This window comes from Microcoleus sp. B3-A4 (genome assembly GCF_036705385.1).
GTDB lineage: Bacteria > Cyanobacteriota > Cyanobacteriia > Cyanobacteriales > Microcoleaceae > Microcoleus.
In genome coordinates, this window is the sequence record NZ_JAUBUI010000005.1 from 71,470 (window position 1) to 97,273 (window position 25,804).

Genomic DNA, 25,804 nt, shown 5'->3' on the forward strand with positions numbered 1-25,804 from the left:
GAACATTCGGACTTTGCCGATATTTGCCGATGGCAGAAGTAAGCAGGTTAAAAAAGCGCTTAATAAAACTACAATCAGAGCAGATCGCGTCTCTTTCCGATTAAGTAGCTTTCAGTCTAAAAATTTCTAAAACCAAGCAGACTTTTAAAGATTCTGTCCCTAGAAAATTTGTTTAACAAGTCGCTTATCAGCAAGAGTATTTCTAGAATTTAAAGGAGCAAAAAAAGTGAAGAGTGCATTTAACCAAAGAGAAGTTTTTGAAGGCGCCAGCAAAGCGGAAATAATTGAGCGCATCCAGCAGCTAGTTCCCCCGGGTTCCCCGGAACCGCAAGATCCTGAAATCCTAGCGGCCTTACAAACTCTCACCGCACAGCTAATCAGGGCCTATCAAGCCGACGGACAATTAGAAAGCGAACCATTTAGCGACGTGCGCGATCGCACCATTCACCTATACGCATCCGCAGTCAGCAGCCAAATCCAAGGAAAAACCATCCTCATCACCGGCGGAGAAGGATGTGTCGGTCGTTTCTTAATCGAAAAACTCCTCGAATTAGGCGCAACTAAAATCATTTCCGCAGACAACGCCCGATGTCAAAACTCCGAAGAAAATCTCCCGCTTTTTAACAGAGAAGGTGCAGTAACATTCTATGCCGTTGACATTCGCAACTTCGAGGCGCTCAAACACATATTTGAGGTAGAAAAACCAGAAATTGTTTTTCACCTAGCAGCCCAACGCCAACCCGGACTCGCTGAAATCAAAATCCGAGAAACAGTTACAACCAGCCTGTTAGGATGTAAACACGTCATCCAACTGTGCGAAGAATACGGGGTAGAACACTGCATCTTCTCTTCCACAGGCAAAACATCTCGATATTTTACAACCGAAGTTTACGCCGCCTCGAAGAAGTTTGCCGAATGGCAATTTGCCAAAGCAGCTCAAGAAGGAGATGTGACTTACGGGATGGTTCGCTTTACTCATATGTTGGAAAATAGCTTGTTCTGCGAGCAAATGTCCAAAAAAGTAGAGCAAGGTAAAACTGTCAACGTTCACGCTCCCCACCGCTACGTAACTGCTCAAAATCTTTTTGAAGCCGTACATTTATTGCTGAATTCTCTGGTTGTGTCCGTTCCTGGAAAACTGAAATTTGTTGCCGTAAGTAATCTCGGGTGGCCGACAGAAACTTTGGAAGTAGCTCTTTATAAAATTCTTGAATCAGGCAAAAATCTGCCGATTTATTTTCAAGGACTTTTGCCGGGATACGAAGAACCCTTTTTCCTTGGACAATTTGACTGGAAAAAGCCTACAGACATTCACCTCTTAATTAATGTTTTGGAAGATCCTTTTAGAAGTGTTAACGATACGGGCGACGTGGTGAGTGTTGAATTAGCTCCTTTTTCTTTGCCCGTCTTAGATAAACAAGTGTCGAAGCTGGAAAGCTTAATCATCGATCCAGATTTCCCCGAAGTGCAAATCAAGCACGCTCTTGTCGCAGCGGAAAAAGAAGTGATTGCTTCCTCTTTTGCGTGGAGTGCCCCTGAAGAGTTGTTGAAGATTTTGCAATGGGGAATCAATCCCAAGAAATTGCAAGGTTACGGAACAGAAATCACTGACTATAGCGAGATTATCCAACTCCTCCTGCAAGGAATCTGCGGGCGGCTTAGCCAAGAAGTCTTGTACAGTGCTGGAGTTACGGCAGATGAGTTTGATGACTTAGTTGAGAGTCTTTCTACCCTGGATCTGATTCAAGCAGAAGTGGGATATTTGCGATCGCTGTCGAGATATCTCAGAGAATTTGCACCCCCCGCACAGTTCACCATCAAAAAATCTGAACCTGTGGCTATCCCCGATGCAGCGTAGCTTGAACATAGTTTTGAGTTGGGAGATGGCTTCCTCAGTGCCCACCCACAGGGGATGAATGAGTTATATCAATTCCCGTTGCACGAGCTAAATGATTGTTAACTGTTGGCGCGCGGGTCGAAAAACTAAATGGTTGAGTGTTAACTGTTGACTCGATTTTATGATTCCGATGCAACCGGATTTGATGTTAAACATCGACGAAGTGTTTAGTTGATTAAAAATATCACACCCAGAAACCAGGTTTCTTTGAGAAACCTGGTTTCTCCAGTCGGGGCTTGTTTGAGGTTTAATTAAATTGAGTGACTTAACATTGTCAGAATAGACATGATATGATATTATCTGCGACTGCACAACCGCAATCAAATTAATTTGTAGTGAGGACGATCGTCCTAGTAGTTTTAGGAGGACTTAAGTCATCACAACAAATGCGATAACGGTGATTTTTTGCAAGCATGATACGATGATACTTTAGATAGAGTGGCGCTGTGAGTTAACAAAGGTGCAATTAGATCAAATAAACTCAATGAACCCAACCAATAAAATTAAATTAAGGTACTAGAATTGTGGAAATTAATCAGCTACTGTTCCTATTGATTGATGTTGTGCTATTGGCGATCGCCCTGAGCCTCCTCATTCCCGTTGCAGTTCTATTTCTAGAATGCAGTGCAGCTTTCTTCTCCGGCTTCGGCCCCACAGCGGAAACTAAAGCGCCCCGCCCCAAAGTAGCAGTTTTAATTCCCGCTTACAACGAAGCAGCAGGAATTGCCGCGACAATCTCCACCATATTGCCACAGTTAACACCTCAAGACCGCCTGTTAGTGATTGCTGACAACTGCACGGACGCCACGGCAGAAATCGCCCGTAACTGCGGTGCAAGTGCGATCGAGCGCCAAGACACACAACGCAAGGGCAAAGGATACGCACTGGATTTTGGCTTGCAGTCGATCGAATCAGACCCCCCCGAAGTAGTCATCATGGTTGACGCAGACTGCATCTGTCAGCCCGACGCTATAGAAAAATTAGCCCGGGTTGCAGTTGCCGAACAAAGACCAGTGCAAGCAACTTATCTCATGGAACAGCCACCAAATCCTACTCCTAAAGATTCCATTTCTGCTTTAGCATTTCTTGTGAAAAACTTAGTCCGTCCCAGCGGATTAAAAAAGTTAGGATTCCCATCATTACTAACGGGTACTGGCATGGCTTTTCCCTGGTCGATAATTCGATCGGTTTCCCTAGCTAGCGGCAATATTGTTGAAGATATGCAGATGAGTTTGGATTTGGCGATCGCCGGACACCCAACAGTATTCTGCCCGGAAGCCAACGTCACCGGGTGTTTGCCACAGCAGCAGCAAGCAGCTAAAAGTCAAAGAACCAGATGGGAACACGGTCACATACAGACATTGTTAACTCAAACTCCCCGGCTGACAGCAGCTTCAGTCGAGCAAAAACGTTTTGACTTATTGGCGATCGCCCTCGACTTATCCGTCCCTCCCCTATCGCTTTTAGTTGCTATCTGGCTAGCTGCTTTTGCCGCCTCTTTAGTAGCAGCAACCTTGGGAACATCCCCGATTCCTGCGATATTGTTAGCTGTACAAGGACTGCTAATTTTAGTTTCAATTGTCAGCGCTTGGGCAAAATTCGGGCGTGCCAATATTTCCGGCGCAACTCTTTTATCCGTACCTTTTTACATCCTCTGGAAAATACCTTTGTATCTGGGTTTTCTTCTAAAGCGGCAAACTAAATGGGTGCGGACAGAACGCGATGTTTAGTATTTGTAGAGTGAGTCATTCAGATACTTGACGAACTCTAAAATCTCGTTTCGGGACCATATTGAATAAACTGGTGCGGACAAAACGCCATGTTTAATATTCGGTATAGTGCCTCAGCCAAATACTTCACCTAAGTCAAAAAGTAAAAACGTCAAAAAGTAAAAACAAAAAGTCTGAAGCTGGAAAATTCCAACTTCAGACTTTCACTAACTCCCCGGGTAGGATTTGAACCTACGACCAATCGGTTACACTTATCCCAACGTTTCCGAAGGGCGCGGACTATTTCATCATCCCTACAAATCATGTTTGTGATCTGTCGTCGGATGTCAGGCGCTATGAGATTTATTGGTTAGGCTCCTCATCTCTAGTCTCTGCACCTTTCCGGCTACTTGCGATCGCAACCGCTGCCTTTCGCCAGACTTGGCTCAAGATTGCCGCCACCCGAAGTGCTGCGGTTTCCTTGAATTCACCCGATTTTTCAGTATCCGTTACCGGATAGAGCTGCTATGTCACTAGGGCTTTTGGTTGGTGCCAAAGGCTTGCATTCATTACAGCCGACCGCTCTGCCACTGAGCTACCGAGGATTGGGGTTTTTTGTTACCCACAATTACTAACAATAGCTGAACTTACTCGATTTGGCAAGGCCTTTGATAAACTTTTTTTTTGTCATACAGAGAGCGGGTTTCAGCAGCTAATGCAGCCCCATTCTCAACTTGGCGAGGCGCTGCTGGGATTCTGGATCGAGGGAACTGGCGAGAAAGCGACTGGAATTTTGTTTGCGGGATTTGTGCCGGCGCTCGCTGCGGCGGGCGGTGGATTCTACGTCAGCCGCTAGTTGTTCGGCGGACATCCATTCGGCACCGTAGCCAACTACGGTCAATTGCTGCGCTCGGTCTGAGGTGGCGACAATCATGCGGCCTTTGCCTTTGACCGATCGCAACTCGTAGCGCAAACTAGCACAAGATTTTTCAATATAAGTATCTGCTGTCTGACCGAAGTCAGTGTAGTGCACCGATAAATTTTTAGTAATAATTTCTTTAACGCCGGGAGTATCTCGATAGTGCGCGTCAAACACCAGTCGAGCCTCAAAATCTTGAACGGCGCTGTAGTTAACTAAAACCTCTATTAACTCGCGGCGAGCTGTTTCGAGTTCGTCGCGATCGCGCTTCTCTCGAAGTCGAGGCCAAAGTCCAATTATGTTATAGCCGTCTACAAGTAAAACTGCTTGTGATACATAGGGTGACATGGTTCAAGGCTGAAGAGATCCAGCACGTATAGGACATTATTTGCATTGTTCATCAAAGCTTTTGTTCAATAATATTACCTATTGATGTGTAATTGCTAGGTTACATCGCAATAATTAAACCCCCCAGAGCCAGCTTTACCTGAGTTTTGGGGGGTTAGATTAACCAATAAATTTTCCAGCTTATTCGCCAGATTCCAGCGATACGGGCGATCTTACAACTGTCGGCAGGGATATTTTCTCAACAGCAGGAGTACAACCTAGCCACTGCACCGACAACTCCGCAAACTGCTGCGGGGGGCCGCTCACGCAAAAACGAGTCGGTAGCGCAGTACCAGGATTCCGCAGCCCTAAAAGCTCCAATTCTCTGGCTGCTGCAGCCACCACCCGTACCGCAGGATCGATCAATGTCACCCCAGCAGGCAAAAGCGAGCGCAGCACAGGAGCCAACAGCGGATAATGAGTGCAGCCGTAAATCAGCGTATCGATGCGCTGCTGAATTAAAGGAGCCAAATATTCCCGAGCCACCTCACAAGTATAAGGGTCGTGAATCCGGTTTTGCTCCACCAGCGGCACAAAAGCCGGACAGCTAACCTGCCACACCAGGCAAGAATCGTCCATCTCCAAAATCGCATTTCGATAAGCATTGCTAGCAGCCGTAGCAGGGGTTGCGATGACCCCGATCCGCTTGCCTTGCTGCACCGCAGCCTGCGCCCCCGGCAGAATTACTCCCAGCACCGGGATATCAAATTCAGCCTGCACCATCTCCATCGCCAAAGCAGAACTGGTGTTGCAGGCCATAATGACCATTTTCACATCCTGTTCCACCAACCAGGCCATAATTTCGCGGACAAACTCCACAATTTCTGACGGCGTGCGAGTGCCGTAAGGCAGCCTCGCCGTATCTCCAAAATAAAGTATCGATTCGTTAGGCAATTGTCGGTACAACTGGGTCAAAACAGTCAAACCGCCCACGCCGCTGTCAAAAATACCGATTCTTTGTTGTCCAGAGTCTGTTGTCATTTGTTAATTGTCAATAGTCGGTTGTCAATAGTCAGCAGGCACCAGCCATCAGCCCTCAGTCATCAGTCATCAGTCATCAGGAAAAATTACCAATTACCAATTACCAATTACCAATGCCGAATTACCAATTACCAATTACCAATCCCTCCGGCAATATATTATCTTTGTTGAAGATAAACTAAAATGCCGCGAGCGATCGAAGCCGCCATTTGACTGCGGTAAGCTGGGTCAGAAAGCCTAGCAGCATCTTCAGCACCCGTGACAAAACCTACCTCCAGCAAAACAGAAGGCATAGAAGTCTTCCTCAAAACGTAAAATCTCGCCTGCCGCACTCGGCGGTCAGTCGCCCCCGTACCCTCCAAAATACTGGCGTGAATCACCCTCGCCAAATCTTGGCCGTTATTGAAATAATAAGTCTCAACCCCGCTAATATCCGGCCGACTCATATTAATCGCATTAGCGTGAATGCTGACAAATAAACTAGCATTCACCCGTTCCGCCAAAGAAACTCTCGGTTCCAGGTCGATTTCGCTGTCGTCAGTCCGAGTCATCACCACCTGCACGCCCTGCTGTTCCAGCAGCCTCGCCACCTGAAACGAGATATCCAAAACAATCTCCTTCTCCTGAATGCCCTGAATCCCCACTGCCCCAGGATCGCGGCCACCGTGACCAGGATCGATCGCTACTACGGCGCGGCGGTTAGAAGCTTGGGGCAAATCGTCGCTTCCGAAAGTCCTTCTCGGCAAAGGCTGCAAATTCGGAGTGCGAGTAAAAGGCTGCTGCGCGCTAGCATTCGATCGCAACTGCAAAGACAGCAACTGCGGGTTCGGTCTCGTCACCCTGCCTACCTCTACCCCCGATCGCGGCTGCACCCAAATCACCACAGTCTCCGCATCTTCTTGACTGGCACTAAACGATACAGGACTGTTGGCATCGAGCTGAGGAATTTCTCCCGTCAGGACACTAGAGGCGATCCTGATCCAGTAAGCTCTCGACCCCTGGTCCCACCCGCTGGTATAGGAGACTTGGCGGTCAGTTCTCACCACCAGTTGCGTGCCGTTACTGGCTAAATCAATTGACTGAACCCTCGCTAAATTTCCTTGAGCTTGTCTAGCCGGAGGATCTACAGTCAGGCCGCGGGAAACCGAGGGCTGTCTTACACTTCCAGGCGATAGCACAACCCCGCCCAAATTGCTCACAGATGCCCGCCACTGATTATTAGAATTCTTCATCCGCAAAGTCACGCGGGTAACGGGCGGGTCTGTTGGCAGTTGCCGGACTTCAATCTTTTCAACCCCGTGCTGACCGTTCGTTTGAGGCTGTTGGCTGCTTAGGCCCGGCGCTACACTAGCTCCTTCTATATCGAGGGTGGCGATGTCCCCAGCCCGACTTTGTTGAAAATTAATTTGGGGGCGACCGCCCGCAGTGCGGACTAAAAAACCGTCCGCCGTCACCTGAACGTTCTGAACTACAGTTGTCTCGGCCGACTGGGCTTGGGATGCTGAGGGTTCAACCGATAACCTTTCTCCCCCTGGCTCTGAAATCGGATTTTGAGTTTCTCCCCGCACCGGCGTTGGCAAATCCACTGTCCACTCGCTCGGAGAAATCCCCCGGAATTTGACTTGCTGAGGGTCTATAGTAAACCCGTCTTTGATCTCGACCACAATTCTGGTCGTATCGTTGTCAAACTGCCCTACCCGCACCGATTCGATCGCCCCTGAGAGCGGTTTGCTGACCGAGGGACGACCCAGACTCGTCCCCGGCAAGTCGATTACCAACCGCATCGGGTTGAAAATCAGTTGAGCCTTGGGTTGTACTCCCCCGTCTGTTGTAATGTAAAGCCGGTTCTCTGAAGCATCAAACCGCCAAGATTGCAGTCTAGCTGCTTCGGCGGCTCCGGCGAGCAAAAATACACTTAAGAAACTCGGTAGTAGCCAGTGGAATTTCACGACAGTTTTTTCCTCGTTTGCGTTACTGCCAAAAGCTGGAAGGGCGCTGCTTGCCCGATCGGCTTTCAGCAGTTAGCCGCCAGCAGACCGGGGGCACGGGGGCCGTCAGTTGTTGGCTAAATTGACTTTTTTATGCGTTAACAGGCTCCCAAATGCCAGATCCCGGCATTTTTGAACTTTCCCGTATACTTGGGGGCGATCGGTTATAAGCAGACTGAAAGATTGTGGGCACAAGGGAAGGTATTTATTTTTAGGAGCAAGAAACAAGGTGTTTCTTGAAGTTAGAAGGTACAAGTTAGAAGGTAGAATTTTACCGTTCTTCCAGGGAGGGGTTTCATAGCTCTTTAATGTTGGCGAAGCTCGTTACGGCAAGGGTTATAATCCGCTTTACACTTGCGTTTTGTTCTAACTTTTCCTAAACTACCTCAATAACTTAACAACTTACCTCGGGAACTATCCGGATTTCCCAGATTTAGGTAACTTTTCAAGGGCGCCAAATGTTAGTCCCAGACAAACTGACATATTCTTTGGAAAAATCTTTTTTGCTAATTTTTTGCTAACAGATTCACAGTTAAATACAACTCCATATCGCCCCTGCTCTCTTTTTTTCTGAATTTTTTAGTCAGGGAGTTTCGGTGCTGCTTGAAACTTAGTGGGGCGATCGCGATCGCGCCCGCCAATTTGACACTATGATAGCTAGTCCATGTTTTCATCAGTAACGGGAGAGTTTTGTGTGTTACTTGGGCGGGCAATGCTTTGTCCTTTAGACTCTTTTTGAGTGCACGATCGACAGCCAGAGCATTGGTTTGTTGACCTGAGAAAAAGTTTTGACCGTAGATGATATAGTTATCGCAGTTGTAAAGTTTTTTGGACAGCAAAGACAATCGATCGGCTTCTGGGTAAAACCTGTGATTTGGTTTAATGACTTGCCTTTCGACTAACTGCATAACTTGGATGTGTACTACCAGTTAGAGAAGATACACTATCTTGGTGATTGTGTCAATCTCTGACCTTTTAAAAAAAGGGCAATCAATAACAGTAGATACATGACATCACAGAAAGACGGAGACTTAATTTCCAGCAGGAGTCGCCCACAGCAAACAAGTGGTTTAGGTTAGTTCAAGCCTCTAGATAGCCGCTGGCGAGCCAGTATCGAACCTCAAATCGACTGACTCTCAAGATAGGGAAGTTTTGTAATTTAGCAACAGCCCTGACGGTTATGACGTTCTTAATATCTGAAACCTAAGCGGTCGATTGGACCTTCCCTCGAACTTCTTTTTACCCAGTCAGCTTCGTCGCTATAGCCTTCAACATCTCCTATACCATACCACCGGGTGCGATCGAGTTCTGGCAAATTTATTTTTGAGCGGGATCGATACCCGTAAGTGATTTTTTTCCCTTAATAATCCACGGCCCCATGTCTAATCAACAGTGCTGCAATTCGCTCTCGCCCATAGGTGCAAAATTCCGGCCCATCCAGTTCAAAATGGCTTGATTTACTTGTTCCGGGCATTCATCCTGGGGACAGTGGCCCGCATTGTCTAATTCAACTAGCTCTACATAATTGGGATTACATTCGACAAATTGGTGGGGTCGGGCAAACCGAGGGGGAATCATGCGATCTTGTTTGCCCCAAATTAACAGCATGGGAATTGTTAAATTTCGCATCACCATCTTGACACTGGGGCAAAATTTTGAACTGCCTACTGCTTTAAATAAAGCGCAGAAGGCACGGGCTGCTCCCCGATCGCCTGCTGGCCCTGCTAGAATTTCCACTAATTCGTCGGTAACAGCTTCGGGGTTGGAGTAGGCAAAGCCAACCCAGCGACGGACAAAGGAAGGCTTGCGGGCAAAATAAAATAAAGGTCTGAGTACGATCGGAGAAACAAACAAACTTTCAACCGCTTCGATCGCCGGAAGCAGCCATCCGGGCACCGCCTCCGCTCGTACAGAGGGGTCTGGGAGACTAATCATCACCGTGCCGGCCACCATGTCCGGGTGAGCTGCGGCGACGGCCAGACAAATCAGCGAGCCGATCGAGTTTCCTGCCAATATTACTGGCTCTCTGATAAAAGTTAGCCAAAAATCATAGACTTGATCGACCCACAAAGACACAGAGTAGTCGATCGGAGCTTTTTGGGAAGCGCCAAACCCCAACAAATCCAAGGCGTAAACCGTTTGGTTTTCGGCGAGTTGGGCGAGATTTTGTCGCCAGTGACCGATCGAAGCTCCAAACCCGTGCAGTAAAATAATCGGCGTTCCCGATGCGTGCGGGGCAATTACCTGGGCCCCAGAATCGAGAGATTCGAGCGCGCCTTGATTTCGCCCGAAAGTCGGCCGCAAATAAGTGTAGCGAGTTTGCCAACCCCGCCACATCCAGTCTCGTTGAGTTCCCACCCGTTGGTGCCACAGCAGAGAATTTGTCAATTTTGCCTCAGCTCGCAACATAAATTTACACTTGCTTATACCTATTCTACAAGGCAAATCCGGCGACTTGGGGGACTTGCCAGACTGCGCGAGATGAGGTTGGAAAAGCTGTTTTACCTCATCTTTAACCTTTTTGCCTGAATTTTTGACGGTTTTGTCATCAATCAGGCACGGGGACAGGCGATCCTGTGTGAAGTTAAAATAAAACTAGGCAGAAACTCAGCCAGACTGAGTAGAATAGCAAGTATTGTAAGAATTCATTTACGATCGTCCAAATAGTCCCCAAGGCTTTAGCGGAGGGGAGACAGGGCGCGGTAGTACGTCCGGTAAGGGTAACACCTTATAAAACAGTTCGATCGTCCAAGTGAAATATTGACCGATCAAACCTGTAACTATCAAGAAGCTTCGCTATTAAACTACTGCTTGTAAAACCATTCATGCCTGTGATTGAAAGAAGACAAAATCGCAACCTACCCCAGATCAACGAAAATATTCGATACCCCAAAATCCGGGTAATCGATACCGACGGCGCGCAACTAGGGATATTGACGCCTGCTGAAGCGCTGCGCCTCGCCGAAGAAAAAGAACTGGATCTTGTACTTGTCAGCGACAAAGCTGACCCGCCCGTATGCCGGGTAATGGACTATGGGAAGTACAAATTCGAGCAGGAAAAGAAAGCGCGAGAAGCAAAGCGGAAGCAGCACACTGCCGATGTTAAAGAAGTGAAGATGCGCTACAAAATTGAAGAACACGACTACCAAGTGCGCCTCAAACTAGCAGACCGCTTTATCAAATCTGGGGACAAAGTAAAAGCCACGATCATGTTCAGAGGTCGGGAAATCCAACACAGCAACCTAGCAGAGGACTTGCTCAAGCGCATGGCCACAGATTTGCAGGAAATCGCAGAAGTGCAGCAAGCCCCGAAAAAAGAAGGACGCAGTATGATGATGCTGCTGTCGCCGAAGAAAGTATAAATAGATAGTCATTAGTAAGCAGTCATCAGTCATAAACTGGTGACTGATAGCTGATGACTTCCGAAGTTAGTCAGTCAGGAATAAGCTACCACACAGGGAAATCAAGACTGCATGGAAAATTTTCAAATCAGAGGTTCGGCGGGAGTAAGACAAGGAGTGCTGCGATCGCTCAACCTGCGATCGGAAGAAGTAGAGCGAACCGTACTGATGTTCCTCGTCTACACTCTAACCTCCGTCGGGCTGATCTGGCTGGAACTGAGCACAGTAGGTCTGTTTTTAGACGAGTACGGTGCCGACAAAATGCCTTTTATCTACATAGCCAGCGCATTTATCGGTTCTGGCTTGGGATTTGTCTACTCGTGGCTGCAAAAAATCCTGCCGCTGAGGCGCACCGTCGTAGTGGTTCTGGGCATGATGTCAGTACCGCTATTTTTGTTTCGATTCGGCATCGGCTACGAAAATACTAAGATAGCTGGCATCAGCATCGCTTTTATTACTATTTTTTTGATGTGGCTGTGGGTGGAAGCTTGCTATGTCCTCAACGACCTCAACACTTCCATCACCTCCAACCAACTGTTTAACATTAGAGAAATCAAGCGCACCTATCCGCTAGTCAGCAGCGGCTATCTAGTGGCTGGAGTAGTCAGCGGTTTTTCTTTGCCTGTTTTGCTGTACGTAGTTGGACTCAAAAACGTTACCCTCATATCGGGGTTGATGGTGGCGACAGGCTCGGTGTTGCTCTACTACCTCACGGAAAAATACAGCCAAGCATTTCCGGAAACGGCTCACTGGACGGATGACGACGAAGACGACGACCAAGAAGAATTTACCGCCCGCAAAGTTACAGGCCCGCTACAAAAATACGCCGTACCTCTAGTCAGTTTCTTTATCCTCGCAGAAGTCGTCTACGTGCTGGTAGATTTCCAATTCTACAGCCAGTTAGAATACCAAAACCCGGAAGACGGAGCTAGCTGGATCGCTAGCTTCCTGGGCATTTATGAAGGCATACAAGGCCTGTTTCAAGTGGCGACTCAGTGGTTCGCTTCGAGCAGGTTGGTGGAAAGAATCGGTGTGTTCGTGACGGCAATGATTTTGCCGGCGGGCATCGCTATACTCGGGGTGCTGACCATAGGAGCATCCCTCGGCCAGCTAGTATCTGTGTTTATCGGGCTAATATTGCTGAGATTTTTAGACGAACTGCTTCACTACACCCTTTTGGAAACCGTTAGCCCGGTTTTATTTCAACCGATTCCCGACAATATTCGATCGGGAATTCAAACTTTGGTCAACGGTGTGGGCGAACCTTTGTCCTGCGGAGCTACAGGAGTAGGCATCCTGATTATGCTGTGGGTGACAGGCAAGATACTCCCCCAGCAAGACGAAAATGTATTTCACGACCAGCAAAGCTTGATATTTATTGGCGCGATCGTAATATTGGCACTGTTGTGGGTGTTTGTCGTATGGATGATCCGCTCTCAATACGTCGGTTTGTTGGTCAAAAGTGCGGAGCGGGGGCGCTTGGGCGTCACAGACGTTGACCTCAAAGCTCTCAAGCGCGCAGTGGTGGAAACTCTACAAAAGCCGGGGGGCGAAGATGAAAAGCGCTCTTGTATAGAACTCCTGACGCAAATTGACCCCAAAAATGTCGGAGAAGTTCTGGCTCCCATCCTCGATTCGCTGTCCCCTGGTTTGCAGCGCCAGAGCTTGGAAACGATGCTGCAACATCCGAACCCCGCATATTTAGAATCTGTCCGCGCACTCTCGCAGCAATCCTTGCCACCGGAGGTTCTGGCCTTGGCTTTGCGCTACATCTGGCTGACGGAAGCTGAACCGAATATTGAGAGCTTGCGGCCTTACTTGCAGCCGACGGTCGATCCGGTGGTGCGGGGTACGGCGGCTGCTTTAATTATGAGAAGGGGCGATCGCCAGCAAAAGGCAGAGGCTACTAATACGCTGCGGCAAATGCTGACACACAAGCAAGAGCGGGAACGTGTTATGGGGACGCGGGCTCTGGGAGAAGCGGATTATTTGCAAGGACTGCGGCTGCATATCCCCAATCTGTTGCAAGATGAATCTCTGCGAGTGCGCTGCGCTCTGTTAGACGTGATTTCGTCTACTCATTCGGAAGAATATTATCCTTCGCTGCTGCGCGGACTTGGTTACAAATCAACTAGGGAAGCGGCTTTGCAGGCTATAGTCAAACTTCACAACGACGCCATTCCTTTGCTCGTGTATTTGGCTGAGGACATCCACAAGCCGGATTTGGTCAGGTTGCAAGCTTGGACGGCTCTGGGTCAAATAGGGACTCCGGAGGCGATCGACATTTTGGTCAGCAATTTGATGACGGCTTGGGGAACGACGAGGCGCAATATCCTCCGCATCCTGTTGAAAATGCCTTCAGAAGCGGGGATAGAAGGGGTTCTAGACCGCATCGGCCGTAGCGGCTTGGAAACTCTTATCGAACAGGAGTTAATGTTTATCGGTCAAATTTATGCAGGTCTGGTAGATTTGTCAGGGGTAACAAGCTACGGCAATTTCTCAGAGCGAGATGCCAAGGGTGCCCGGGAACAGGGGAACGATACGGCTCAATTGTTGCAGCGTGCTCTGGCGGGGTTGGAAGCTGATGCTAGGGAGCGGTGTTTTTTGCTGATGAAGTTTCTTTATCCGCTTGACACGGTACAAGCCGCTGCTTTCAACATCGCTTCCGGCCAACCTTCTTTGGTTGCTAGGGGATTGGAAATTCTCGATAATACTGTGGATATAGCTAGGAAGCGATCGCTCATCAATTTGTTAGACCAAAACTCGGAAAGAGAAAAATTGAGCAACCTCTCGGAATTGATGGTTTACAAACCTCTAGCCCCTAGCGATCGTTTGCGCCGCTTGCTAGAATTGCGCCACTTCCTTTCGGATTGGGCCTTGGCCTGCTGCTTTCACTTGGCGAGAGAAGCGCGCTGGAGTCTTACGGCTCAACAAACTCTCGTCTGTCTGCAGCACCCGACGGGTTTTGTCCGCGAAGCAGTGTTAGCCTATTTGAAAATAGCATCGCCGCGGGCTTTGGTCGAATTGTTGCCCAGGCTGCAAAATGACCCCGATAATTTGGTATCCGCTCAAGTGGAAGAGATGATGGCAGAGTTCGGTGCTGGGGGGAAAAGGTAACATTAGTCAGTTGTCAGTTGGCAGTTATTATTGTCAGTCAACAGTTAACCGTCAACCGTCAACAGTTTTTATTGTCCTTCTTCTTCCCTTTTTTAAGTTTAAATTAATCATTGCATCTCATTATGTTAACCAGCGTAGAACGCCTATTGTTTGTGAGGGAGGTTCCGATTTTTAAGGAACTACGGGATGATTTTCTCGTGCGTCTAGCATCGGTAATGGATGAACTTTCGTTTCCTTCTAAGCACAGGATTTTTACGGAAGGACAAGAAGGTCGGTCTCTCTATATTTTGGTATCGGGAACGGTGCGGGTGCATATAGGCGATCGGGATTTAGCACAGTTGAAAGCGGGGGCTTGTTTCGGGGAAATGTCGCTTTTTGACGCAGAACCTCGATCGGCTTCTATTTCTACTCTCGAACAATCCGAGTGTTTGATGCTGACTCAAATGCAGCTATACGATGCGATTGATGAAACGCCGGGAATTGCTGTGAATATTATTCGCTTGCTGTCGCGCCGGATTCGTGAGTTGAATCAAAAGTTGAATGCTAAAGAAGCCATGATGCCGCCTACAGAGACTGTGAGAGTTGCGGAAATGCGATGAAATTGGGGAATTGGGAATTGTGTTTTTAGTAGTCGAGCGGTAATTCTGCACAATTTACAGCAGTTTGCGATTCTATGAGGTACATTAGCAGCAATGAGTGAACCAATGTCTTAAATGGTTCGGATTCATAAAATTAAGGGCAACTGCTATGAGCCTGTCAATCATCTCTGGGGTCTGGGGAGAAAACATTCGCAAAAAAGATTTACAGCACTTTCCGATGTTAAGAGGTACAATTAAGTGAAAAGCACTTGATAGTTGACGGGGTTGTCACCCCGTCAATATTTAAAGTATGTGATAAGTCAATGTAACGACAAGCAGATAGCATTAATTTGGGGTGGCGCTAAATATCATTCTTCTTTTCTAGGTTAAAGACTTTTTGTCAGGGGTGAATAATGATGCAAGATGAATCTGATTGGAAAATCACTTGTTTGAGATTCGCACTGCTACGCTCCAAGTCAGCATCCAATTGAAAATATTTGGTTACAAGCTAAACAATTGATTAGGGAGTGCTATCATCTGTATCAGACATTTGCTCTCGTCAAATATATATTTAAGTTAGTTAGTCATTATCAGAAATTTTATTTCGTCAAGCTTCATAGTTATGGTAAATTCTCACAAATCATATAGGATTGCTATAGCGCAGAGCTAAAGCTCAAACTAGGGCGCCGATCTAACCTCACCCCTAACTCTGCGAAATAACCCAAAGGCGGTAGCATAGTTTGGGAAACGGCATCAACTGAAGATGAACTTAGCGCCAGCAACAGTCCTGCAACAGGGCAAATACAAAATTCACGCGACTTTAGGGATAGGAGGGTTCGGCATCACTTACCGAGCTACCCACACCCATTTAAACCAAACAGTCGTACTCAAAACCCTCAACGAAAGTCTGCGCCAACACCCAGAATCTGCCCAATTTCAGCAGCAGTTTATTGCCGAAGCCCAACGCCGATCGCGGTGTCAGCATTTCAACATAGTCAGGGTAATCGACTTTTTTGAAGAAGCCGGACAGTCTTTTATTGCAATGGACTACATTCCGGGCCAAACTCTCGCCCAAATAGTCGCAACCGATCGGCCGCTGCCAGAAGCCCAGGCCCTTCACTATATTCGGCAAATAGCCTCAGCCGTAAGTACAGTGCACCACAGCGGATTGCTGCACGGAAATATCAATCCAGAAAATATTATCCGGCGAGCCGATTCTCACGTAGTAATGTTAATAGATTTCGGAATTGCCCGCGGCTTTACCGCCGGCACCAAACAAACCCACACTAACTTGCTCTCCCCCGGGTACGCGCCGATCGAACAATACCTCTATGACGGTAAATGTACACCGGCCACTGACATCTACGCGATCGCAGCCACCCTCTACTACTTACTATCCGGCGTGGCGCCCGTAGCAGCACCCCTGCGCGATCGCATTCCCTTGACTGAGTTACGGCAATTTCAGCCCAACCTCAACCCAAGAATCGAGCGAGCCATCCTTCAGGGACTCGAAATCGACCCCCACAACCGCCCTCAGACAGTGGAAAATTGGCTCACCATGCTGCAAGAAACAGAGCGAGTATCAGTAAAAAGAAAAGGCAAGCAAAATCTAAGATTGCCCGCACCTCCCCCGCCGCAGTTGACTTTTCTGGCGTTTCTCGTAACGGCTGCAATTGCAGGCTGGATGGGTTTTGACCTAGCATCGCACTACAACAGCACGACTCTCAGTAATGGGCCCAAAAGTGAGTCCTTCCCATCTCTCGAAGATTTGCTCAAATCCCGCGATTTGTCAGGGCCGATGTTCGGGCAGCCGTCTGTCGAAAGCAGCCCTCTCTACCCGATCGAACTCAACAAGCGCCCCAAACCCTCCTTAGACAGCACCAACATTCCCGAACAGATCGACGATCCCTCAGAAACGAGCGCACAACCTTCTGAGTCTCCAAGCCAGGAAACTCCCGCCCCAGAACCCGAAGCGGAACCTGAGCCATCGCCGACGCCCGAACCCGCAGAGGAGCCTTCTGAGTCCCCCATTCCAGAGCCTCAAACCGAAATCGAGCCAGCTCCCCAACCAGAAGCCGCACCTGTACCAGAAGTTGCGCCCCTGCCTGCAGAACCGCCCGCCGCGCCCGCCCCGCCTGCCCCTGAGAGTGCTAGCGCTGAAACCTTGCCGCCGTCGGAATCCGCGCCGCCAGTAATAGCTTCGCCCATCGAGCGATCGCCTGAGCCTGCGATACCCAGCAGCAGTGGCAGCAATTCAGATAGTTCGATCGCACCTGATTCACCACCCCCTGTAGCAGATCCCACGATGCCTTTTCCCGAACCTGCGACAAATTAGTATGGTTTTTGTTGGTTCAAAGTGCGGACAAATACTTGGTTTTATGAGTCAGCAAATATCTGCTCAGTAGTTGAGATAATAACGCCCTACCTAGCCAACGACGATCTTCCAAAAACTTCGGTCGAATCGGAAAATCTCAACAGTCGCCGTCTGAGTTTATCGACTATTTCCTATTCCCTCTACCATCCAAATGCCCGCAAAAAAATGCAGAAAGGTTTCCTATTTTGATTTAAATTATGTTAGAATATGTACGCGGCGCTGAGGTGGTGTGAGGTCGCGTATTAATACTGCCAAGCTGCAAACATTTTGGTAGAAAGCAACCCCAACATCGAATTTGAGCCAGTCTAAGCGAGGCTTTTGGGCTAAGGCGTGGCGCGTTAGACTATTCTAACTCTCAACAATCCCATCCCCGACAAAGGGGTGGGAGTGTCAATTCCCCCAAACTTCCTTCCTTTGGGAGCAAGCATCATCGGGGACAAGCAAGTTATAATTTGTTGCGGAAGCGCACAGAGATTTTTTATGAGTAAACCCCCAGTTCATGCTTTTTTTGTAGGCAGAGCACTTGCCGAAGCACTGTACGAGCAATTAGAAAGCGCCGCAACCAACGCTTTCTCTGAACTCGGCAAATTTGACGCAGAACAAAGAGAACGCTTGCGGCAGTTCACTGATCGAGTTGTGGAACGGGCAAATAGAGCTTCGGATGAGGCGATGCAGACCCGAACAGGGACTACAAGCACCACCACCATTCAAGACATCCATCCCGCTGATTTGCAAGCGACTATTGACGAGCTGCGTGCCGAAGTGGCTCTGGTGCGATCGGAATTGCAGCGCTACCGCAGCAGTTTGCCCTAGCGCTCGATTCGACCACAACTATTATTTACTACGTGAGCGCATTGCTTTGCGCTCCTGCGCTCCTACTTTCAATCAAAGCAACAACATAAAATAAGCAATTTGGGAACCCAAGTGTCTGCTCTCCTTGATGACTCTGTTAATCGCCAGCGCTCCCCCAAGCACACTGGCGAAGCCGATGAGCTAAAAACTGCTAGTAAATCTTACAAAAGTAAAGCTTATCGCTGGAATCGCGAAAAATATTCCCGGAAGCGGCGCTTCTTCGACATTTGGGCCTTTGTCTTGCTCTGGCTGGCTTCCCTTTGGCTCGACAGCAAAAATTGGAGCTACTGGGGAGGCGTGACTGAAGAAAAGAAAGTTGCCAGGCGCCGCTTTCAAGCTATCTGGGTTCGAGAAACACTCTTGGAGTTGGGGCCGACTTTCATTAAAGTTGGGCAGTTATTTTCCACCCGCGCTGATTTGTTCCCGGCAGAGTTTGTCGAGGAACTTTCTAAGCTGCAAGATAAAGTGCCTGCTTTCAGCTACGAGCAGTTAGAGGTAATTGTCGAGCAAGATTTGGGCAAGACAGTTCAAGAACTCTACCGCAGCTTTGACCCGGTGCCCCTGGCTGCTGCAAGTCTGGGTCAGGTACACAAAGCTCAACTGCATTCGGGCCCGGAAGTGGTGGTCAAGGTGCAGCGACCGGGACTGCGGAAGCTGTTCGAGATAGATTTGCAAATTCTTAAGGGAATTGCCCGCTACTTTCAAAACCATCCTAAGTGGGGCCACGGCCGAGATTGGATGGGGATTTATGAGGAATGCTGTCGCATTCTGTGGCTGGAAATTGACTATCTCCATGAAGGCCGCAATGCTGATACTTTTCGCCGCAATTTTAGCAACTGTGACTGGGTGCGGGTGCCAAGGGTTTATTGGCGGTACGCGGCTCCGCGAGTGCTGACTTTGGAATACCTGCCCGGGATTAAAATCAGCCACTATGAAGCTTTGGAAGCGGCGGGTATAGATCGTAAATTAATCGCTCAGTTGGGCGCAAAAGCTTATTTGCGCCAGTTGCTCAACGACGGCTTTTTCCACGCTGACCCACACCCCGGCAACATCGCTGTTAGTGCTGACGGTTGTCTGATTTTCTACGATTTTGGCATGATGGGGCAAATCCAGTCGAACGTCCGCGAAGGACTGATGGAGACGCTCTACGGCATTGCTTCCAAGGATGGACAGCGGATTATGGATTCTCTGATCAATTTGGGAGCTTTGGTGCCTACGGGTGATATGAGTCCGGTGCGCCGCAGCATCCAGTATATGCTGGACAATTTCATGGACAAGCCTTTTGAAAATCAGTCGGTGAGCGCGATTACCGACGACCTTTACGATATTGCCTACAACCAACCTTTTCGCTTCCCAGCTACTTTTACTTTTGTAATGCGAGCTTTTTCCACAATCGAAGGGGTGGGCCGAGGTTTAGATCCCGAGTTCAACTTTATGGAGGTGGCACAACCTTTTGCCATGCAGCTTATGACTAATGGAAATGGCCATGATACAAGTAGCAGCATTTTTAACGAAATCGGCCGTCAGGCGGCTCAGGTGAGTTCGAGTGCTTTGGGTTTGCCCCGCCGGATTGAGGAGACTATTGATAAACTCGAACAGGGAGATTTGCGGATTCGCGTCCGTTCTGCTGAAACAGAGCGCTTGCTTCGCCGCATGAGCAGCGCTCAAATGGGCACGAATTATGCTTTGCTGATGAGTGCTTTTACTTTGTCGGCGACAATTTTGTTTGTCAGCAATCAAGTCTGGGCGGCTGTGGCTGTGGCAGTGCTGGCGGCGGGTGCAGGGTTTGCTATGCTGCGTTTGTTCAAGCGGATCGATCGTTTAGACAGGATGTCATAATTGTGCAATTTGAGATGGGAAATTTCAGGTTTGAGATTTCTCGCCAGCAAAAATTTGACATCGAATGTTAAGTTTTTGCTGGCTGACCACAGATTGCTGAAATTTACAATATTTACGCGCTGTGAGGCTGAAAACCCAGTTGCTACCTAGATTTTTCGCCAGCCAAACCTCGGATTTTGGGTATAAATCCAGTCTTGTTTTGCAGGTGCTGCTGAATTTACTGGATTTAGCAAAATTTTAAGATGGGATTACCATCATACGATCTACAATATGAGGTCAAGGAAGTGCTATTTTTCCAAAACTCGCGATCGTGGGGTGCAGAAATTTCTACTGCCGTTCGGGATTTAAGTTTTGGAAGAAAACATCTCACCCAATTAAATCAAGCTTTCAAGTTCGATGAGTCCAATCACCCAATCTATGAAACGCTCTTTCGCAGGTAAGACAGACACAGGGCTAGTTCGTTCCGTAAATCAGGATTCGTACTACATAGACTCTGATGGGCGATTTTTCATAGTGGCCGATGGAATGGGAGGACACGCCGGAGGTCAAGAAGCCAGCCGGATTGCGACTCAGGCGATTCAATCTTATTTGCTCGAACATTGGGAAGGGCCTGAGGATTCTCCGCTGTTGTTGGAAAAGGCTTTTTTAATTGCCAATCAAGCTATTTTGACGGATCAGCTCGACCACCCCGAGCGTGCTGATATGGGAACTACGGCTGTGGTTCTAATGTTTAGGGATGAGGGCCGACCCTGGTGCGCTAATATCGGGGACTCTCGGTTGTACCGACTGCACGGCTCTCGTTTGGAGCAGATTACTGAAGACCAGACTTGGGTGGCTCAGGCTGTCAAAAGAAAGGCTCTAACTCCCGATCAGGCTCGCACTCATCCTTGGCGTCACGTTTTGTCCCAGTGTTTGGGCCGCGATGATTTGCGGGAGATAGATATTTTGCCGGTGGAGGTGCAGCCTGGGGATCGCTTGCTGCTCTGCAGCGATGGCTTGACTGAAGAACTTTCCGATCCTTTGATAGCTTCGCCTCTGAAGTCGATTCGCGCCTGCGAGGGCGCTGCAAATGCTTTAATTCAAGCAGCTAAGGATAAAGGTGGACGCGATAATATTACTGTGGTGATCGTGACGATCGACCTCAAATAATATTCGCTCGCCCGATCGCACCCGACTATCTAAAATCGAAAAATCTAAAATCTAAAATCTAAAATCTAAAATTGAATGACCCGCGTTATCGGTTTGATCAGCGGCACGTCGGTGGATGGCATTGATGCTGCTTTGGTGGATGTGGTCGGTTCCCAAACAGACTTGAAAGTGCAATTGGTGGCAGGCAAGACTTTCCCTTATCCTGCTAATTTGCGATCGCAAATTCTGTCAGTTTGCGGTGGCTCAGCTTTGTCAATGGCTGAACTAGCCCAATTAGATGATGCCATCGCCCAAGAATTTGCCACGGCGGCATTGACAATTCAAGCAGAATATGAGAAAGCCGAATTAATCGGCTCTCACGGTCAAACCGTCTACCACCGACCTGCTGGGAAAGCCCAGAAAGACAGCGCCGGTGCGTTAATGGGCTACAGCTTGCAACTTGGGCGGGGCGCGCTAATTGCGGAATTGACTGGAATTACTACTGTGAGTAACTTTCGATCGGCAGACATTGCTGCTGGGGGTCAAGGAGCACCCTTAGTGTCAAGAGTTGATGCCTGCCTGCTGGCGGAACCCAACATCAGCCTCTGCATCCAAAATCTGGGGGGAATTGGCAATGTTACCTATCTCCCGGCCAGAGGAAAAGAGGGAAACAATGACGAGTCTGAGATTTTCAGTCTTGGGGATGGCATATCAGGCTGGGATACAGGCCCGGCGAATTCTCTGTTAGATTTGGCAGTAAAGCACTTCTCAGGCGGCACTAAGACGATCGATGCAGGTGGAGCTTGGGCGGCATCGGGTACTCCCTGTCAAGCTTTAGTCGAGCATTGGCTCGAATCAGAGTTCTTCCGCCAAGCACCGCCGAAATCAACGGGGCGAGAGTTATTTGGTGTAGACTATTTTGACAGGTGTTTGGTCGAGGCCCAAGGTTACAACCTCAGTCCTGCTGACGTGCTGGCTACTCTGACAGAACTGACTGTTGCCTCGATCGTTCACAGTTACCAAACTTTTTTACCGGCTATGCCCGATCGAGTTTTACTATGCGGGGGCGGCAGCCACAATCTCTACTTAAAGCGCCGATTGCAATCTCAATTGCATCCAGTGCAAGTGTTGACTACTTCTGAGGCAGGCTTGAATGTAGATTTTAAAGAGGCGATAGCTTTCGCGGTTTTAGCCGCATGGCGGGTTCGGGGCATTCCCGGCAATCTGCCTCAAGTTACTGGTGCCCGGACACCGGTACTTTTAGGAGAAATTAACTCTTGTTGGCACAGTTGGGCGTGATAGCATAGAGTCTGAGGGACAACGGCTGTGCGTTGTTGCACCAGCATTGTAGCCAGCAGGAAAAGCATAGGAACAGCACTGTGGCTCACACGTTTTTAATGGAATCTGGCCAATGGACGCTCGAAGGAAGCTGGATTGAGCGCAATGGCGTGCCAATTACGGTTAAAGGCAAAACTTTAGTGAGCTGGAACCGAACAGATTGGTTCAGTATGGTGACAAAGCTCGTATTTCCTGGAGGCGATCGCGAAGAGATTATTTTGCAGTACCGAGGACACCTCAACAGTGATGAACGGCAGTATACTTTTGTACTCCAACACAGCGAACTCGGCCGCGTCGAGGGCGAAGGTTGGATTGCTCCCCAGTCGATCGTCCAGCGTTATTGGGTATTGGGAGACGAACGCCAGCGGCGGACGGGTTTTGACACCCTTCACCGGGTTGATGACAACCGCTACTACCAATCTAGCGGCATCATGTCTGGTCATTACTTGACGAGTACAATGGAGGCGACTCTGGAACGTCAGGGGGAATAACTCTTTCTAGAGTCCACATTTGCGAGTTCTAGGGTTTGATGTGCAAATAGAAGGTTTGGCTAGTCGGAGGTCGCGCTCAGATGTCCGACTAGCACCATTGTTGTCAAACCTCATCCGCTGCCACTAAAGACAAATATATTGAATTTGTTAAAAAATTAACACTTATTATTAATAGTTATTCAATTTTCGAGTCTAGGCGCCATAAATTATTTTTGCGCTCTCCTGTGGTCGATCGACAAACTGCTTAGCTCGACTCCGCAATTCGAGTGAAATTCACAAAGCAACTGTCCAATTTTCCTCAAGTCTCTATACAGGTCTTCTACCTTCTGGCTTCGAGTGACGCCCCATCACCCCCAACTCCTTTCCGCCTGAGGGAAGAGAGTAAGAGACGGAGGTCGCCGACTGCGACTCTTTGTTACTCAACGCCTGGGTTAGGTTCTAAACCCCAGTGGTGTTTCAAAAAATGGCGGTACATGGTTTCCCGAAGCATCATTTGCTCGTAAAGCTTGACCAAAAACTCTTGAGCTTGTTCGCGGCTCATGTCACTTACCTGTGTTTTGAAGGAACACAGGCTAAATTGCTGTTCCAAAGACAATTCTGCTGGTTGGCTCATGACTTTGACTCCTCTGTAAGTAAAAGTGACTTAAAAGTGAACACCTGGATTAACCAGATTTGTAAGTTGTTTCAGCGCTCGACCGTTGGTTTCGGGATGCCCGATAGCCCATCTGGCTTTAGTCTATATTACAAAAGGTAACAATCATTTGACAAAGTTACCATCTGTCCCAGGAAATAACTTACCTAGGGAGAGAGATGGCGAGATGTCTGCAAAAGTTCCTTCTGCAGGCATATACAACTGTATCTACTTGTCAAGAGGAAAAAGGCTCAGTACGAACCAAAAGAATTGCAGCCCTTTATACCAAATCGGGCTGAGCTTCTCTCTGCGAGGACGAGAGGGGGAGATGAGGAGAGTGGAAGATGGGGAGATGGGAAGATGAGGAGATGAGGAGAGCGGAAGATGTGGAGAGCGGAAGATGTGGAGAGTGGAAGATGAGGGGAGTCGGAGCATTTTTATTTCTCTGTTCTCCCTTCTTCCTTCTCCCTTCTCCCTTCTTCCTTCTAACTAATTCGAGGGCCCGCCATCCTGGGGTGGAGTCGCCGCTCCGGGTCTGAAATTGGGAGCAGCGGGTGCAGGGGAAACAGGAGGAATGCCCTGATTTGCCCCAAAGTTGCTAGGCTGCTGTGGAGCGGGGAGAGGAGATTGAAACTGATTGGGATTGAGCTGCTGCTGCCCCGGAGCCGGGAGAGGGGATTGGAACTGATTGGGGTTGAACTGTTGCTGCCCCGGAGGCACAGGAGACGGCAGAGGTTGACCGGAATTGCCGATCGCAGGTGTCGTAGGAATGCCAGAATTGGGAACCGAGGGATTGGGCAATGGGGAGGAAGCCGAACTAGGAAGAGTTGCCAGGGCAACTCGATCGCCCCCTACCTCTCTCAATTTGTCTAAAACCTCGACAACTTTGGCATATCTCGCATTTTGAGGAGCGTACAGCACCATCAACCCCGTAGGATTTTGGCTTTGGAAACTCTTTAAAACTCGATCGAGCTGTTGGTAATTAACAGGCAATTGATCCAGATAAGTTTGCCCAAAGTCGTCAATGCTGACAATCAGCATCTCTCGCATCTGTACTTGTCCGGTCTTCGCCTTAGGCAAATCGACATTAATTGCTTGCTGGCGAGTCAGTTGCAAAGCAGCCAGCAGAAAAAACGTCAGAATGCAAAATATCACGTCAATTAAAGGCACCAGTTCAATCCGAGCCTCTTCAGCAGGAGTATCTAGATTAATCTTCATCAGTTCTCAGGAGTTTTAATTATTAGAAGGGGAATCTTCAGCCGGATCGGAACCTTTCAATTTCGGCTCCCGGTTCCGTTCTGCCGATTCTTGAGAATTGAGAGAACGCCTGTTCAAACCATCTGCACCAAAAGAAGAATTGCTGTATTCTGCACCTGGTGTTCGACCCTTAGCATTAGCTGCCGGCCAGTATTGCCTGTAAAGCAATTCCAGTTCATTTCCAGCTTTGCGAAATATTTTTGCCTGGTTGAACAAAAAAGCTTGGAATATCCGATAAAACGCCAAGCTAAAAATTGCTACTACCATCCCAGTAGCAGTGGTGATCAGCGCCTCGCTAATCCCCAAAGTTACGCCAGTAGTTGCCGACGTGCCGATGTCGCCCAGACGGATAGAACTGAGCGAGTTAATCAAGCCCAAAACTGTTCCCAGCAAGCCCAGCAAAGGTGCCAGAGCGATCGTAGCTTCTAAGATTTTGTCGCCGCGCCGCATCGAAGCCAACTCTTCATCGGCTGCGGCTTCGAGTGCGAGTCGAAATAAATCTGGTTCAGGATTGTACAGGCGCAGAGGTGCAGATAGAAACCGCCCGATCGGCTGTCGGTTAGCTTGTCTGGCCATCTCGCTAGCCGCTCCCCAATCGCTGCGAGCCGCTTCCAGAATGCGGTTAACTATCTGCTTTTCTTTGCTCAGGAGGCTTGCCCAAAACCACAAGCGCTCGATAATTGTACTCAAAGATAAAATCGATAACAGCAACAGGGGCCACATGGCGGGGCCGCCTTTTTCAAACAGTTCTTGAATATTCACAATATTTTTGCTCCTGCAGTACCCGCTAACTTTTGCTTCTGTTCTACTTTTTTTAACAAATCTAAGGCCATTTAATTTTAGCTATTAATGTACTCAGGACTTACCCACTCGCGACTAAAAAAAGCCGGTTTTGGGAAATGGGCATCGGGGTGCAA

At 48.5% G+C, this 25,804-nt stretch carries 19 protein-coding genes; 11 read left to right on the forward strand and 8 right to left on the reverse strand.

Annotated features, from left to right (window positions below):
- Window positions 1-226: 226 nt before the first annotated feature.
- A complete protein-coding gene (locus QUB33_RS04215) occupies window positions 227-1,858 on the forward strand; it encodes a polysaccharide biosynthesis protein (protein WP_333347672.1) in 1,632 nt (543 codons plus the stop codon).
- A 563-nt stretch (window positions 1,859-2,421) separates the two neighbouring features.
- A complete protein-coding gene (locus QUB33_RS04220) occupies window positions 2,422-3,627 on the forward strand; it encodes a glycosyltransferase (RefSeq protein ID WP_333347675.1) in 1,206 nt (401 codons plus the stop codon).
- Between the two features lie 691 nt (window positions 3,628-4,318).
- On the opposite strand, the gene QUB33_RS04225 is transcribed toward QUB33_RS04220, so the two are convergent.
- From QUB33_RS04225 to QUB33_RS04245, 5 genes are all read right to left on the reverse strand, one after another.
- Window positions 4,319-4,873, reverse strand: a complete 555-nt coding sequence (locus tag QUB33_RS04225; protein WP_006635267.1) for an NYN domain-containing protein — start codon at window positions 4,871-4,873, stop codon at window positions 4,319-4,321.
- 180 nt (window positions 4,874-5,053) lie between these two features.
- Entirely contained in the window at window positions 5,054-5,893 is an 840-nt protein-coding gene (gene murI / locus QUB33_RS04230) for a glutamate racemase (protein ID WP_190660417.1), read from the reverse strand.
- 158 nt (window positions 5,894-6,051) lie between these two features.
- A complete protein-coding gene (locus QUB33_RS04235; RefSeq protein ID WP_333347679.1) occupies window positions 6,052-7,842 on the reverse strand; it encodes an N-acetylmuramoyl-L-alanine amidase in 1,791 nt (596 codons plus the stop codon).
- A gap of 545 nt (window positions 7,843-8,387) precedes the next feature.
- Window positions 8,388-8,789: a hypothetical protein gene (locus tag QUB33_RS04240; protein WP_333347682.1), complete on the reverse strand. Its 402-nt coding sequence runs from the start codon at window positions 8,787-8,789 to the stop codon at window positions 8,388-8,390.
- Between the two features lie 478 nt (window positions 8,790-9,267).
- On the reverse strand, window positions 9,268-10,290 hold the full coding sequence (locus QUB33_RS04245; protein ID WP_333347685.1) for an alpha/beta fold hydrolase: 1,023 nt from the start codon (window positions 10,288-10,290) through the stop codon (window positions 9,268-9,270).
- Between the two features lie 416 nt (window positions 10,291-10,706).
- Here QUB33_RS04245 and infC point away from each other — a divergent pair, with 416 nt between their 5' ends.
- From infC to QUB33_RS04290, 9 genes are all read left to right on the forward strand, one after another.
- Window positions 10,707-11,243: a translation initiation factor IF-3 gene (gene infC / locus QUB33_RS04250; protein WP_006635262.1), complete on the forward strand. Its 537-nt coding sequence runs from the start codon at window positions 10,707-10,709 to the stop codon at window positions 11,241-11,243.
- A gap of 111 nt (window positions 11,244-11,354) precedes the next feature.
- Entirely contained in the window at window positions 11,355-14,399 is a 3,045-nt protein-coding gene (locus QUB33_RS04255) for a HEAT repeat domain-containing protein (RefSeq protein WP_333347688.1), read from the forward strand.
- Window positions 14,400-14,521: 122 nt separating this feature from the next.
- Window positions 14,522-14,998 (forward strand): Crp/Fnr family transcriptional regulator, encoded by a 477-nt coding sequence (locus tag QUB33_RS04260; RefSeq protein WP_333128001.1) that lies wholly within the window; start codon window positions 14,522-14,524, stop codon window positions 14,996-14,998.
- 742 nt (window positions 14,999-15,740) lie between these two features.
- On the forward strand, window positions 15,741-17,312 hold the full coding sequence (locus QUB33_RS04265; RefSeq protein WP_333347691.1) for a serine/threonine-protein kinase: 1,572 nt from the start codon (window positions 15,741-15,743) through the stop codon (window positions 17,310-17,312).
- A gap of 519 nt (window positions 17,313-17,831) precedes the next feature.
- Window positions 17,832-18,164 carry a DUF6825 family protein gene (locus QUB33_RS04270; protein WP_333347694.1) on the forward strand — a complete coding sequence of 111 codons (333 nt, stop codon included), beginning with the start codon at window positions 17,832-17,834 and terminating at the stop codon, window positions 18,162-18,164.
- Window positions 18,165-18,275: 111 nt separating this feature from the next.
- The gene (locus QUB33_RS04275; RefSeq protein ID WP_333347698.1) at window positions 18,276-20,042 is read left to right on the forward strand and encodes an AarF/ABC1/UbiB kinase family protein; all 1,767 of its coding nucleotides are present in this window, start codon (window positions 18,276-18,278) and stop codon (window positions 20,040-20,042) included.
- Between the two features lie 417 nt (window positions 20,043-20,459).
- Entirely contained in the window at window positions 20,460-21,191 is a 732-nt protein-coding gene (locus QUB33_RS04280) for a PP2C family protein-serine/threonine phosphatase (RefSeq protein ID WP_192808480.1), read from the forward strand.
- 75 nt (window positions 21,192-21,266) lie between these two features.
- Complete coding sequence (locus QUB33_RS04285; RefSeq protein ID WP_333347700.1) at window positions 21,267-22,469, forward strand: anhydro-N-acetylmuramic acid kinase; 1,203 nt, start codon at window positions 21,267-21,269, stop codon at window positions 22,467-22,469.
- Window positions 22,470-22,549: 80 nt separating this feature from the next.
- On the forward strand, window positions 22,550-22,999 hold the full coding sequence (locus QUB33_RS04290) for a hypothetical protein (protein ID WP_333230409.1): 450 nt from the start codon (window positions 22,550-22,552) through the stop codon (window positions 22,997-22,999).
- A 415-nt stretch (window positions 23,000-23,414) separates the two neighbouring features.
- On the opposite strand, the gene QUB33_RS04295 is transcribed toward QUB33_RS04290, so the two are convergent.
- From QUB33_RS04295 to QUB33_RS04305, 3 genes are all read right to left on the reverse strand, one after another.
- Window positions 23,415-23,612 carry an NblA/ycf18 family protein gene (locus QUB33_RS04295; protein ID WP_006635253.1) on the reverse strand — a complete coding sequence of 66 codons (198 nt, stop codon included), beginning with the start codon at window positions 23,610-23,612 and terminating at the stop codon, window positions 23,415-23,417.
- Window positions 23,613-24,119: 507 nt separating this feature from the next.
- Window positions 24,120-24,848 carry a biopolymer transporter ExbD gene (locus QUB33_RS04300; protein ID WP_333347704.1) on the reverse strand — a complete coding sequence of 243 codons (729 nt, stop codon included), beginning with the start codon at window positions 24,846-24,848 and terminating at the stop codon, window positions 24,120-24,122.
- A 15-nt stretch (window positions 24,849-24,863) separates the two neighbouring features.
- Complete coding sequence (locus tag QUB33_RS04305; protein WP_333347707.1) at window positions 24,864-25,649, reverse strand: MotA/TolQ/ExbB proton channel family protein; 786 nt, start codon at window positions 25,647-25,649, stop codon at window positions 24,864-24,866.
- Between the last annotated feature and the right edge of the window lie 155 nt (window positions 25,650-25,804).

Coding starts and splice junctions, on each gene's coding strand:
- QUB33_RS04225 (WP_006635267.1), bottom strand. CDS start 4,873: ATGTCACCCTATGTATCACAAGCAGTTTTACTTGTAGACGGCTATAAC.
- murI (WP_190660417.1), bottom strand. CDS start 5,893: ATGACAACAGACTCTGGACAACAAAGAATCGGTATTTTTGACAGCGGC.
- QUB33_RS04240 (WP_333347682.1), bottom strand. CDS start 8,789: ATGCAGTTAGTCGAAAGGCAAGTCATTAAACCAAATCACAGGTTTTAC.
- QUB33_RS04245 (WP_333347685.1), bottom strand. CDS start 10,290: ATGTTGCGAGCTGAGGCAAAATTGACAAATTCTCTGCTGTGGCACCAA.
- infC (WP_006635262.1), top strand. CDS start 10,707: ATGCCTGTGATTGAAAGAAGACAAAATCGCAACCTACCCCAGATCAAC.
- QUB33_RS04255 (WP_333347688.1), top strand. CDS start 11,355: ATGGAAAATTTTCAAATCAGAGGTTCGGCGGGAGTAAGACAAGGAGTG.
- QUB33_RS04260 (WP_333128001.1), top strand. CDS start 14,522: ATGTTAACCAGCGTAGAACGCCTATTGTTTGTGAGGGAGGTTCCGATT.
- QUB33_RS04265 (WP_333347691.1), top strand. CDS start 15,741: ATGAACTTAGCGCCAGCAACAGTCCTGCAACAGGGCAAATACAAAATT.
- QUB33_RS04270 (WP_333347694.1), top strand. CDS start 17,832: ATGAGTAAACCCCCAGTTCATGCTTTTTTTGTAGGCAGAGCACTTGCC.
- QUB33_RS04280 (WP_192808480.1), top strand. CDS start 20,460: ATGAAACGCTCTTTCGCAGGTAAGACAGACACAGGGCTAGTTCGTTCC.
- QUB33_RS04285 (WP_333347700.1), top strand. CDS start 21,267: ATGACCCGCGTTATCGGTTTGATCAGCGGCACGTCGGTGGATGGCATT.
- QUB33_RS04295 (WP_006635253.1), bottom strand. CDS start 23,612: ATGAGCCAACCAGCAGAATTGTCTTTGGAACAGCAATTTAGCCTGTGT.
- QUB33_RS04300 (WP_333347704.1), bottom strand. CDS start 24,848: ATGAAGATTAATCTAGATACTCCTGCTGAAGAGGCTCGGATTGAACTG.